This window comes from Oceanobacillus sp. FSL K6-2867, from assembly GCF_037963145.1.
Lineage (GTDB): Bacteria > Bacillota > Bacilli > Bacillales > Amphibacillaceae > Oceanobacillus.
Genome location: NZ_CP150144.1, coordinates 2153129 through 2166518, shown reverse-complemented (window position 1 = coordinate 2166518; position 13390 = coordinate 2153129). Strand labels below are relative to the sequence as shown.

Annotated in this window: 9 protein-coding genes and 2 pseudogenes; 5 read left to right on the top strand and 6 right to left on the bottom strand. The window is 40.6% G+C overall.

All coding sequences use genetic code 11. From position 1 onward, the window contains the following. Positions 1-2 precede the first annotated feature (2 nt). Positions 3-1748 (top strand): recombinase family protein, encoded by a 1746-nt coding sequence (locus tag NSQ77_RS10745; RefSeq protein WP_339230879.1) that lies wholly within the window; start codon positions 3-5, stop codon positions 1746-1748. Here the strand turns inward: NSQ77_RS10745 and rlmH are convergent. Next, positions 1635-2114: a 23S rRNA (pseudouridine(1915)-N(3))-methyltransferase RlmH gene (rlmH, locus tag NSQ77_RS10740; protein ID WP_339230878.1), complete on the bottom strand. Its 480-nt coding sequence runs from the start codon at positions 2112-2114 to the stop codon at positions 1635-1637. The genes NSQ77_RS10745 and rlmH overlap by 114 nt on opposite strands. A gap of 234 nt (positions 2115-2348) precedes the next feature. Here rlmH and NSQ77_RS10735 point away from each other — a divergent pair, with 234 nt between their 5' ends. Then, on the top strand, positions 2349-2507 hold the full coding sequence (locus NSQ77_RS10735) for an aspartyl-phosphate phosphatase Spo0E family protein (protein WP_339230877.1): 159 nt from the start codon (positions 2349-2351) through the stop codon (positions 2505-2507). A 47-nt stretch (positions 2508-2554) separates the two neighbouring features. On the opposite strand, the gene NSQ77_RS10730 is transcribed toward NSQ77_RS10735, so the two are convergent. Next, the gene (locus NSQ77_RS10730; RefSeq protein WP_339230876.1) at positions 2555-3721 is read right to left on the bottom strand and encodes a TraB/GumN family protein; all 1167 of its coding nucleotides are present in this window, start codon (positions 3719-3721) and stop codon (positions 2555-2557) included. A 279-nt stretch (positions 3722-4000) separates the two neighbouring features. Between NSQ77_RS10730 and NSQ77_RS10725 the strand changes: the two are divergent. Together NSQ77_RS10725 and NSQ77_RS10720 are read left to right on the top strand one after the other, a co-directional pair. Then, positions 4001-5440, top strand: a pseudogene (locus tag NSQ77_RS10725) (transposase). Positions 5441-5730: 290 nt separating this feature from the next. After that, positions 5731-6285 (top strand): GNAT family protein, encoded by a 555-nt coding sequence (locus tag NSQ77_RS10720; protein ID WP_339230875.1) that lies wholly within the window; start codon positions 5731-5733, stop codon positions 6283-6285. 52 nt (positions 6286-6337) lie between these two features. Here NSQ77_RS10720 and NSQ77_RS10715 read toward each other — a convergent pair whose 3' ends face one another. Then, the gene (locus NSQ77_RS10715) at positions 6338-6673 is read right to left on the bottom strand and encodes a DUF3889 domain-containing protein (protein WP_339230874.1); all 336 of its coding nucleotides are present in this window, start codon (positions 6671-6673) and stop codon (positions 6338-6340) included. A gap of 72 nt (positions 6674-6745) precedes the next feature. Here NSQ77_RS10715 and NSQ77_RS10710 point away from each other — a divergent pair, with 72 nt between their 5' ends. Continuing rightward, on the top strand, positions 6746-7309 hold the full coding sequence (locus NSQ77_RS10710) for a histidine phosphatase family protein (RefSeq protein WP_339230873.1): 564 nt from the start codon (positions 6746-6748) through the stop codon (positions 7307-7309). A gap of 318 nt (positions 7310-7627) precedes the next feature. Here the strand turns inward: NSQ77_RS10710 and NSQ77_RS10705 are convergent. From NSQ77_RS10705 to NSQ77_RS10695, 3 genes and pseudogenes are all read right to left on the bottom strand, one after another. Beyond that, a pseudogene (locus tag NSQ77_RS10705) lies at positions 7628-8887 on the bottom strand (DUF1343 domain-containing protein); the annotation flags it as partial. Positions 8888-9015: 128 nt separating this feature from the next. Continuing rightward, complete coding sequence (ggt, locus tag NSQ77_RS10700; protein ID WP_339230872.1) at positions 9016-11694, bottom strand: gamma-glutamyltransferase; 2679 nt, start codon at positions 11692-11694, stop codon at positions 9016-9018. A gap of 207 nt (positions 11695-11901) precedes the next feature. Continuing rightward, positions 11902-13383 (bottom strand): serine hydrolase domain-containing protein, encoded by a 1482-nt coding sequence (locus NSQ77_RS10695; protein ID WP_339230871.1) that lies wholly within the window; start codon positions 13381-13383, stop codon positions 11902-11904. Positions 13384-13390 lie beyond the last annotated feature (7 nt).

The window sequence follows — 13390 nt, the reverse complement described above, 5'->3', positions numbered from 1 at the left end:
GCATGAGAAACGAAATAAAAACAGTTGGTTTATATATTAGAGTTTCAACTAGCAAACAAGCAGAACTTGGATTCTCTTTAGAGGGGCAAAAAGAAGAAGGAGTTCAAAGCGCTCATAAGCTGTATGGAGATAATGTCGATTTAAGATTTTATGTTGATGAAGGCATCAGCGCAAAATCTATAAACGATAGACATGAATTGAATCGTATGATGCATGATGTTAAAAAAGGAAAACTGGATGCCATCATAACTTATAAGGTATCGAGATTAAGTAGAAACCTTTCAGATTCATTATCACTTGTGGAAGAAATCCACAATTCTAATGTAAGGTTTGTCTCCATAAAGGAAGGTGAGTATGGAACACCTCATGGTAATTTGCAATTCAATATCTTATCATCAGTAGCTCAATATCAAAGAGAAGAACTTGCTGAAAACGTAAAAATGGGGATGACACAAAGAGCCAAAGAAGGAAAATTCAACGGTGGTAGAGTTCTTGGATATCGCAGTGAAAATAAGGAACTAAAAATTATCCCCCAGGAAGCTGAAATAATTCAAATGATATTTAACAAGTATGTCAATGAAAAATGGGGTACAAAGAAAATTGCTAATTACCTCAACAAAATAGGTAAACGGACGAAAAACAACAAAGAGTTTGCCCAATCAACTGTAAATATAATTCTTAAAAACCCAATATATAAAGGTTATATACGATTTAACCAAGTGATTGACTGGGAGAGAAAAAGAAGAAAAGGTACAAATCCAAATCACATAGTAGTTAAAGGAATTCACGATCCAATTATTGATGAAGAAACTTGGGATAAAGCTAATGCTTTAATAAATCACCGGTCAACCGGAACACCAAGACAGTACACTGGAAAATTTCCACTGACATCAATAGCAAAGTGTCCTGAATGCGGGTCATATATGACAAGTATGTATGGATCGAAGCGAAAAGATGGTACTAAGTTACGTTATTATGTTTGCGGCCGATACCATAATGGTGGAAAAGCAGTATGTAATCCAAATACTGTAAATGCAGATAAGCTTGAAAAGGCAGTTTACAACAGACTTTCAAATGCACTTCAATCAGAATCAATTATCGAAGCTATCACCCAAAGTATTAATGAACAAATCGGAAGAGAATATACTACTAACGATCATAGCAAAGAAACGAATACAATAAATAAGCGTATTACAGAACTTGAGTCGCAGAAGAAAATGATTCAAGACGACGTAATGACTGGATCAGGCTTCTATACACATCAAGAGGCTAAAGAAAGAATTACTGAAATTCGTGAGGAAGTTAGTAACCTAAAAGATTCGCTGTCCAAAATACAAAGTGAACAGGAAATTAAAAACAACATGGTAAGAGAAGTCCGTACAGACTTTATACGAGAGCAACTAAAAGAATTCCTAGAATTAAAAGACCGATTAGATGTAATGGAATTTAGGCAGCTTCTCGTAGCTTCAATTGAAAGAATCGATGTAGTCAATAAAAAGTTGAAAGATATTCAATTTTCTTTTATTGCACATATTCCAGAAAGCAGGAGTCCTAGTGACTCCTCCTTACATAATATGGTTACTAACAACTCCCCAATCATCCTAAGGGGATTATATTTTAAAGAAAACCGCTACCTATTTGTGGTAAGGTTCACCCCGATTAATCCGAAACCCTCGATAAACCTGTTCCAACAATATCAAACGCATCAATTGATGGGGAAACGTCATCTTAGAAAACGACAATGCTAAGTCACTTCGCTTTTGCACTTCATCGCTTATTCCAAGTGATCCACCGATTACAAATGCGATTTTACTTTTTCCGTACGTTGCAAGTTCGTCTAGTTTTGCAGCCAGCTGCTCGGAGCTTAGCATTTTTCCGTTGATTTCTAATGTGATGACATACGTGTCTGAGGCTATTTGCGAAAGGATTCGCTCGCCTTCTTTGCGTTTAACCTCAAGCATTTCTGCTTCGCTCATGCTTTCAGGCGCTTTTTCATCGGCAACTTCGATGATATCTACCTTTGCATATGCACTTAATCGTTTTAAGTACTCCTGGATTCCTTGCTTTAAATATTTTTCCTTTAACTTTCCGACAGAAACAATTGATATTTTCATGAAGCACATTCCTTTTCGTTCTATTTTTTTAAGTATAACAAAGGTTTATTGATTATCCTATTTATAGTATAATTTACCTATATATAGTCATATGACAAACGATTCAGAATTGATTCGGAAATAATAAGAGCTGCAATCTGCATGTTTTCCTGAAGGTGGGAGGCCCTTCTATGTAAGGTTTCAACAAGGAAATCAGGGGAAATATACCTATTAAGAGAGAGCAGGTGTTCTTATTTGGAAAACAGAGAGAAACTAGAATTAAGGATTGAGCAATTGAGAGCTAGAATGTACCATGCCATTGAAGGTAATTCAAATTACGACAAAGTTATTGAAATATCACAGGAGCTGGATACGTTACTTAACGAACTGGAGAACCTTGAAAAAAGCCGATAGGACAAGCAGAAAAACACTTTCATTTAGAAAGTGTTTTTCTCCATTCATTATAAATTCTCGATAAATACCCGGATAACGTCAGCCCCGCCGAAGAGTGTTCCGAGCGAGCTCCCGATATTGGCGAATACGACTACGAGCAGAATTCGAGTTACTTTATTGTTCCAAAATCCTTTTACACTATGGACATCGTCCGATAATCGTTCAAAATCGGCTACATTTGGACGCTTTATATACGCCTGAACAAAGCCTGCAAACCAGCCTGCTGCAAGAAGTGGGTTCAGTGACGTAAATGGTGCTGCTATAAATGCTGTCAGCACAGCTAATGGGTGTCCCAATGCGACTATGGTTCCAATTGCTGAAAGCGATCCATTCCAGAGGAACCAGCTAATTGCCTGCTGTAAGCCGGCAGTTGGATTCGTGAGAAAAGTATAAGCGATGAGCGCGAGTACGAAGATTGGGATTGCCCAGCCAATAATCTTTGGTGTCTTGGATTTTGGCGGACGCTCTGCTAGCTTCTTTAAATCATGCTCTTTTTTAATTTCCTTCGTAATTCCAGGAACATGCGCAGCACCAAGCACTGCTACAATCTTTTCCCCAGGTGCATCCTTAATTTTTTGGGATAAATATTGATCCCGTTCATCGATGAGCGGCTTTTTTAATTTCGGGAAATGATCTGTAAACTCCTGAAGCATCGCATTAATGGTGTCCTGCTGCTTCATCTTCTCCAGCTCTTCTTCAGAGATTTTTTCATTGCTGAAAATACTTCCAACGACTTGCGTTAGCAGTAATGCCTTCCCTTTCATACCAATGTTTCCCCATACACGGGAGAAAGTTACCTGAATATCGCGGTCTGCCAGAACTAGTTCTGCACCCGTGTCCTTTGCGGATTCAATCCCTTGAATCATTTCCTGTCCAGGATTAATGTCAAACTGCTTTGCCATTCGCTTTTGAAAGGAAGATATAGCTAAGTTCATTAATAATAGGGTTGCCTTTTTATCCTTAATCACTTGGAAGATGTCGGTATCCTTCCACTTATTTCCCTCTGTAATTGATTGGTAACGCTGCTCATCCAGTTCAATACAAACAGAATCTGGCCTTTCAGCCTCAATTACCTCCTTCACTTGTTCAGCACTTTGCTTCGATACGTGTGCAGTTCCAATCAGGATGTATTCTTTATTGTTTATATGTAATCGGGTTATATTTTCTTCGGTCATATGTATTAACCTTCCTTCACTGCGGGTACTATCCATGCTTCCATTCTAATACAAATCTATCTTTAAAGCCAAGAGGACTCCTTCCTCGAAAATCAGATAGAATTTTAGGTGAGAGGTAAATTGACGGTTTTATATGTTGGCAGTTAATTCAGACTTTCTGTAAAAATGTAAGAAGATCCCACCTAAAAGCTTGGATACTAGTTTCCCAAATAATTGAATTTTCCTCCCCTTCTTAGTATTATAAAATAAAGGAAACATATGTTTGGAGGGGAAAGTCAAATGCCAGCTTATAAAAGCATACAAATTTGGGTGAAAAAAGGGCATCGGATGCATGATTACTTTCAAAAAATGTGTCAATACGCAAAGAATCTGCATAACATGACTAACTTTTATATCTGACAAGTTTATACAGCCTTAACGCAAGAAAAGGAATTGCAACCGCCTCAAAAAGAGGTATTGAATACCATTCAAAAACAATTGCCTAAAATGAACGATAATCAAATGATAGCGTATGAAAGGAAAAAAGCTAAAGAAGAAACAAAACCGGTAGAGAAGCGAAAGAAAATCCACTGTCATTTATTTGGTGCGCCTACGGAAGTAAATCCATATGTTGATTACTATTTTTTGAACGCACTTTTTAAATCGATTTCACAAAACGATTATCGTTCGTTACCAATACAATCCAGTCAAGCAATAATGCGAACCGTATTTCAAAATTGGAAATCGTTTTATGGTGCTTTACAGGAATATAAATCCAATCCATCGAAGTTTAAAGCACGTCCTAATATTCCTGGGTATTGCCGTGCAAAAGAAAAAGATGTTTCCTTTTCAAACCAGGATTGTGTCATCAAGGAAACTAAATTCCTGAAGTTTCCCCAAACAAAAGACCGATTAAATATTGGTAAACTGGGATTTACTGAGGGGAAATTGAAGCAAATTCGAGTGATTCCAAGGTATGGCCATTATGTCGTGGAATTAATTTTTCAAGATCTTAGGGAACCAGAAATGAAAGAATCGAAAAACCGTTTAATAGCTGTCGATTTAGGGATTGATAATCTTGCAACCATTGTCACGAATACCGGTAGGAGACCGGTTCTAGTGAAGGGCAAAAATATCAAATCTGTGAATCAACGATATAACCAGGAAAGAGCACATTATACAGGTATTCTTCGACAAGGAAAACAAGCAAACGAAGGTCCGTTTACATCAAAACGCTTAGAAAAAATAGCTCGCAAGCGTTTTAATCAAATCAAGGATTTGCTTCATAAAGCAAGTTTTCAAGTGGAGAAAATTGCTTTAGAAGAGGATATCGACACAATCATCATTGGTCAAAATAAAGATTGGAAACAAAACGCACGTACGGGCAACGTGAATAACCAATCCTTTACGACGATTCCTCACAGCTTACTTATTCAAATGATAACGTACAAAACAGAAAGACATGGCATTCGAGTCATTCTTACAGAAGAATCGTATACCTCCAAAGCAAGTTTCCTTGATCTTGATCCGATTCCTGCTTACGGCAAAAATGAGTCAAATCAATCGTTTTCAGGTAAGCGAATCAAGCGTGGTCTTTACCGGTCGAAAAGCGGGAAAATGATCAATGCTGATGTAAATGGAGCTGCCAATATCATGCGGAAAGTTATCAAGGAAGCATATAATAATCCTCTTTGGAGCAATGAAGCATTATTAAAGCCCGTAGCTTTAGTAATAAAATAAAAGTAATCCCAAAGGCAAGACCAAAGGGATAGCGGGGTTGGGTGTTTTTAGCACACTAATGTGTCAACTCCACTGGTGGTTAATCGCCATCTAGAAGGTCGATACCTCAGAAACCCACACTTCAAATTTCCAAGGGAATTAAGTGGTGGGAGTATTCATACTTATCATAAACTAGAATGTGCTTGCTGAGAACTATTATTTTAGTTATCAACTTTAAAAGAAGAGCTATATTTCGTTTTTTCTGACTAAATTCATGCTATGATAACGAATAGAATAGGGGGGGATTTTTCATGTTTGTATACGAAGTGGATGAGCATATTACATTGCGGCAGCTGAAATTAGAGGATGCGAATCAATTGTTTCAGCTCATTGATAAAAATCGCAGCTATTTGCGAGAATGGCTCCCTTGGCTGGATATGAATGTAAAACTGGATGATTCGAGTGCCTTCATTGAACATATACTGCAATCCTATGAGGCTAAAAAAGGGATGACTGGTGGTATTTTTTATCAAAATAAGCTAGTTGGGGTCGCTGGCTTTAATGCGTTTGACTGGACGAACCGGATTGGCTATATCGGCTACTGGATTGGTGAGGATTATCAGGGGTATGGCATCATTACCAATGTTGTCCGCGCACTAACGGATTATGCTTTTGCAGAGGCACAGCTGAATCGCGTCGACATACGTGCTGCTTTTACCAATAAAAAGAGCCGTGCAATACCAGAACGATTAGGGTTTAAGGAAGAGGGTATCCTCAGACAATCGGAATGGCTTTATGATCATTATGTGGATCATGCTGTTTACGGGATACTGGCAAGTGATTGGGCTGAAAATAAAAGAAACTAATTTATCCAGCTTTCTCCAATCAGCTTTATAGCAAGGCAGACCGATTTAAAATTCATCGATCCGTCTCTTCAAATGTAATTTGGATGACCTCATTTGTCTCTGGGTTAATTTCAATGTTGACAAAAACACCGAATTCTTTTGTGTCACCTTTTAGCCATAGCTTAAATTTTTCAACCGTGGAACCATCGGTTGTTTCCTTGCCGACATGGAGGTAGTCAATAATTTGAGCAGAAGGGTATTTTTCTTTTGTTTCCTGAACAGCAACCTTTCCCCATTTCGCATAGGATGGGACGCCTTCATTTGGCACAGCATTTGCTTCAGGTAATGGAAAGGTATAACTAGAAACAAATACAAATGCAATACTAAAAGCTAAACATAATTTTCGCATGGTGCTTCCTCCTTTGTTATTAGGATGCGCAGGTGCATTTGTTTTATGATATGAAATAAGGAGTGGATTTATTTGACAAGGATATGTTTCATTCGCCATGGCGAAACCGATTGGAATTTAAATAAACGAATCCAGGGAAGTACCGATATTCCATTAAATGACACCGGCAGAAGGCAGGCAGAGCAATGTGCAGCCTATTTACATGCGGCTGATTACGATGTGCTTATACATAGTCCACTGAAAAGAGCGAAGGAAACAGCGGAGATTATTAATGCAAAATTGCAATTGCCAATGGTCGAGATGACTGACTTTCAGGAGCGTTCGTTTGGCGATGGAGAGGGGAAGACATATGCAGAAAGAGAAAAGCATCTTGATGGCTTCCCGAACCAAGAAAAGCGAGCTGACTTTAATAAACGTGTCATCACAGCGGTTGAACAGGTTCAGCAAAACTACCCGGATAAACGTGTTTTGCTTGTAGCACATGGAGCTGTCATTAACGCGATTCTGTCTGTCTATTCCGATGGGGAGATTGGTTCAGGAAAAACAACTTTATTAAACGCCTGCATTAGCAATCTTCATTTTGAAGGAGATAAATGGAGGATAGAGGATTTTAATCAGGTTGAGCATTTGTCTTAAAACAAGTAAGCTTTAAGCCTCAGGGAATAATCCCTGAGGCTTTTTCCATCCTTCCTAATCCCACTGCGCAATCATATCCGTCGTATCACTGCTCAATGCTTGATATGCTTTATCTGATATGCTCGATGCGTCTTTATGCTGATCTAAAAGCAGCTGAAAACCTTGCATATGCTTAGCAATCTTATCTGCAGTCTTTTTCTCCTCAAATTGCTCGACAGCTGTAAGATGCAGGAGCAATTTACGTTCCGCTTCCTTTTCAATATCACCGGATTGTTGAAGAGAACCGATGTTTTGCTTCAATTGCTCCGTGTTCATCGTGTAAAGAAGGTATTCTCTGCGAACCTCTTTAAATGCCTGGTGATCCTCGTGCCAAGCAGCTGCCATTTCTTCTACGGAATCCCCATTTTCAATCGCTTCACGAATCCAGCCATTGCCGATGAGATTATCAAAGAAAGAGATGCCAGCGCTGTTTTCTGCTCGGAATTCAAAGTCTTCCGGGTACATGTCATGCAACGTTTTTACAATATAGAGTCCTGTAATCACAGGCTCATATGCTCGTTTATCCGTAACATGAATCTGTACGCCATGACTTAATTCACCACTATGTTTGGAAAAGGTCGGCGTAAATGATGCTGCTCGAAATGTGACACCAGGCAATTCCAACTCATTCAATGCCGCTGCGTACTCGGTGCTATTTACAAACGGAGCACCAATAAGTTCAAATGGCTTTGTCGTACCACGTCCTTCCGAAATATTCGTCCCTTCAATCAGCGCTGCTCCAGGATAGACAAGCGCCGTATCTAACGTTGGCATATTCGGTGAGGGCAGCACAAACTCCAAATCAGTATCATCATAATACATACCGCGCTTCCAGCCATCCATTTCGACAACGGTTAAATCTGCTCCAATTTCAAATTCCTCATTAAACAAATATGCCAGCTCACCAACTGTCATGCCATGCTTAAGCGGAATCGGGTAATTCCCGACAAAAGAAGCGTATTCCGGATCAAGTACTGGTCCTTCTACATGATTGCCGCCTAACGGATTCGGACGATCGAGTACAACAAATTCGATATCATTTTCTGCTGCAGCCTCCATCGCATAGGCCATTGTGTAGATATACGTGTAGAATCTTGCCCCTGCATCTTGAATATCAAATAGTAAAATATCGATATCCTCGAGCATTTCTGGCGTCGGTTTCCTTGTTTCACCATATAAGCTATACACTGGTAAACCTGTCTGTTCATCGATATAGTATTCGACATAATCACCTGCTTGTGCATCCCCACGCACGCCATGCTCAGGTCCATACAAAGCGGTCAGCTCGACATCCGGATCATGAAATAATCGATCAACAATGCTATTTAGGTCTTGATCCACACCTGTTGGATTCGTGATTAATCCGACACGTTTTCCTTCAATCAGGTCCTTTTGCTGCTCAAGCAAAACCTCTACCCCAAGCTTGAGTGACCTTTCACTGTCGTCACCCACATCAGCATTGAGCCGATTGGCTGCAATTGCAGTTAACGATCCTAGCACAACTAATAGCGTAATTGTTATTAAGAACAGCCTTTTCATCAGCCTTTCCCCCCTTTAGATATCCCATCTTTAATTTCAATGCATGCCGACTTAAACCTCATTTGCAAATTTTAAATTTCAGCATTTGCTCACTCTGCTAAAGCACAAGGAATAGAACGAGCAGCTAGCTACTGCCACATATCAAGCAACTCCTCTGCACTGCTCCCCAGCGTCTCATGGGCATGCTCCGAAATAGAGTCTGCATCTTTTAGCTGATCTAACAACTGCTTAAATCCTTCCAGATGCTTGATAGCTTTATCCATTTTCTCCTTTTCCTCATAATGACCTACTGTCGTTAGGTGGGTAAGAAGCAATCGCGCAACATGCTCTTCGTAGATTTCATCATCTGCTTGTAATTGCTCAACACGGGATTTTAAGCCATCAATGCTAAGGAAATCCTCTGCAGATAAACCGATTGCAGTGCCTTCTCTCGTTGAGTCTGCTGCTCCAATAAACGTCCCTTCATCTAAAACAATGCTATTAACATTTCCGATCTCTGTTGGACTTTCCTCCCAGGCGTGTCCCTTCTCTTCAAGCAGTTGCCGTACAGTATCCGAAATGCCATGCTCCCAGCGTATTGTTGGGTAACTATTACTGTATATACGCGGCTCTTCAATTGCATCCTTTATTGGCATGCCATAGCCGATAACATTAGCAATTGTCTGCGTGACAGACGTTATAATCGTTGCTCCACCTGGAGAACCAACCGTCATAAATGGCTCGCCATCTTTTAACACAATCGTTGGTGTCATACTGCTTAGCGGCCGTTTATTTGGCTGCACCTCATTTGCACCGCCTGGAGCAGCATCAAAATCGGTCAATTCATTATTCAGTACAATGCCATATTCCGGCACCATAATGCCTGAGCCAAATAGCTGTTCAATTGTCGTCGTATTGGAGACTAAATTTCCCCATTGGTCTGCTACCGTATAATGGGTTGTTTGTCCTTCTTGTTTATCATCCACCTGCTGGGCAATGGTTGGTGCACTTCCTCCCTGATACGCCCACGGATCGCCTGGTTGTACATTGTCATTAGCATGATCAGGTGAGATGGTTTCAATCCGATCTGCCACATAATCCGGATGAAGCAGACCATCTCTTGGCACTTCAACATATTCCGGATCACCCATGTATGCTCCTCGATCGGCATAAGCAAGATGCATCGCTTCGGCCATGAAATGGTATTTCTCCGGTGATTTGATATCATGTCCAGCGAGATCAAGCTGCTCAAACATTTTTAAGAGCTGCAGCATCGTTAATCCCCCAGAGCTTGGTGGCGGCATGGAAGCAATATCATAGCCAAGATAATCTCCCCAAACTGCTTCATCTTCGGTCACGTCGTAATTCCTTAAATCCTCTTTTACCATGCTGCCATCAAATTCCTGAACAGCTTCCGCTAATGCTTCACCAATTTCCCCGTTGTAAAAAACATCTGTCCCTTGATCGCGTATCAGCTTAAATGTTTTCGCTAAATCTTCCTGCACTAAAGTCTCTCCTTCTTCTAATGGCTCACCATCTGGAAGAAACACATCTTTTGCTGCTGTACGCTCTAATTTACTTTGGTTACCTGCGATAGCATTTGCTAAAACCCAATTAACCTCGATTCCTTCCTCAGCCATGTCTATTGAAGGCTGAATCAATTCACCAAGCTCCATTGTTCCCCATTTATCCAAAGCTTCTTCCAATCCTTTTAATGTACCCGGAACACCAACAGAGTTACCACTTTGTACCCTTTCTGAAAATGGAATTACCGAACCAGCAAAGGTTTCGATATTCCAGTCATCTGGCTCTTCAGATTCATCCTCCCATAAGCGAACCTTTAATTCATCGCCTTCAACACGGAAACGCAGCGATTGCCAATCGGTTGTTTCCTCATATGGAAATGTAGCAAGTGTTGAGCTCGTTGAATCCTTTGATTGAATTAATCTTATTTCCTTTGTCTTCGTATTAATTTCAACCCCGTAGCCATTTTTGACATAGGTTGTTCCAGTAGAACGGTATTCATCAGATCGCAGCCATAAACGCAAACGTCGGTCATCGTCGGGATCGTCGGTACGGAAGCGAATGAAAAGCTCACTATCCTCAACCTCGTCCATCACAGCTGTTGTTTGACCATAAGAAGATGAATTACTGCCAGTTGGAGGTCCAAAGTTAATTAAACCGCCATCTTCATCCAGCTGAAAAGTTGTTCCACGTTCAAGTATGGAAAACTTATCAGGATTCCATGGCTCCCCAGCTTCACCAGTAAAATCATAGTCAAAAACTGTCGCTTCCTCATCTGATCCGTCAAGATCGGTAACATTCACTTCACCAATATGAAATTGCTTATCCTCACCATCTGGATTCATATCAATTGCACCTAGATGAAATTTTCCTGGATCTGTTACAATATTCTCTTTATCTAAAAACATATCCGGCGTTGCCCCTTGAGGAGCCCGCTCTCTGCTATTAATAATCGATATATCCTCAGTTTGGGCATCATAATACATGAAAAAGCCGCCGCCACCAATACCCGACATCATTGGTTCTGCAACATTTAAAGCAAATTGAATGGCTACTGCAGCATCCACTGCATTGCCACCCCGTCTTAGAACATCTGCCCCAACCTCAGAAGCTAGAGGATGTGCAGTAACCACCATCCCCTTGTCACCCTCATCGGTTTGTTCATCTAAAATACCCGGGTTTTCCGGCTCGTATCCCGTATTATCATCTGGATCAACTGCATCAGCTAAAGAAACAGGGATACATACGCTAAAGAATAGTAATAAGACCATGAAAATAGATAATAATTTTTGTTTGCCGTTCATGTTATTCCTCCTTTTGTAATCAAACACCCATTGCACGCACTGCTAATTGTGAATTCCAGCATTACTCCCTTGAATATCAGATTTCCTATAAACATCAGCATTTCCCCTTATCCACATCCATATAGCACACCAGACAGCATAAGCACGAACATTATATTGAAAAAAATGCATGCAGCAAGAAAGCAACTTCCTTGCTGCACGATAAAATTACTGCCATTTTCCTAGTAAATAATCTGCTGTTCGTTGTAAATCATCATATGTCGCATTGTCAATTCCCTCATGTATGAAAAGATAATCAATTAATTGCTGCAAGCCTTCTAAATGCTTTATGACCTTTGCTTGGTCTCCTTTATTTTCAAATTGCTCAATTGCTGTTAAATGCAGCTGGAGAGCATGGGCATCAGATGACAGATTAAATGCACCTCTTTCATCAAGCCGCTCCACCATCATTTGCATCCCTGCTGCATTCCATGCATGAATGGAGTCTGCCGTCTTTTCTGCTGCTTTTTTGCGAATCGTGTTCGTTGAGACCGTATCACGTGTCGGATGGACGCGATTAGTCAGCAGGATTGTAACCGATTTTTTATTTGGACTAACGACAATCGACGTTCCGGTATAGCCGGTATGCCCCATCGTATTCAACTCTGCCAGATCATCCATATACCATTCTTGATTAAGTTCCCAGCCAAGTCCTTGATCCTGGCCTGGAAATGCTTCATTCCAATTCGTATTCATCAGCTCGACAGCTTCCTCTGAAAGAATTTGAGTTCCTTCATGGTTCCCTTTATTCAGCATCATCTCGGCGAAGACAGCAAGATCTGGCGCACTGCTGAATACCCCAGCATGTCCAGCTACTCCATCAAGCGCCCAAGCCTTTTCATCATGCACACTTCCCCAAACAATCCCGCGATTCGTCCACGGCTGATATTCCGTAGCCGCAATACGGTTCTGTAAATCAGCTGATGGAGCATACATCGTATCCGTCATGTTTAAAGGCTCTGTAATAAACTCTCTCACAAAGTCATCCTGCCGCTCGCCACTAACGCGTTCGATTAATACACCCAACGTAATATAATCAACATCGCTATATAAATAAGCTGTACCTGGTGTATTTTGTAATGGCTCGTTTAATACAAAATCTAACAGCTCTTCACGTGTTCCTTCCATTTCATGAATCGGTTCTGTCGTGCTCGGCCTAAACCCGGACGTATGTGTCAGGAGATGGCGGATCGTTACATCCTCCTTGTCTTGTGCAGCAAATTCAGGAATATACCAATAAACAGGATCGTCCAATTCAAATTCACCCTGGTCCCATAATTGCATAATTGCTGTTGCAGTAAATAACTTCGATATAGAGGCCACATCAAAGATGGTTTCTTCCTGCATATGAACAGGATTATCCATCTCGGTAAATTGATCGTCCGTGTAACGTGCTGCATATCCGTATGCCTGGTGCTTGACGATTTCTCCATCTCTAGCAATTAATACAACAGCTCCAGGCATTACCTTATCCGCCAAGGCTTCTTCTATTTCATCATCCAAATCATCCAGCGGCTGCTGGAGCATCTGGGCACGGTCTGCTTCAACTACTATTGATTCTGCAATGGACGCATTGCTTAATTCCGCATGAGGAAATAATAAAACAATCGTCATTAAAATGGTTATTACCATCAGTAACCGATTCTTCATTTCATCT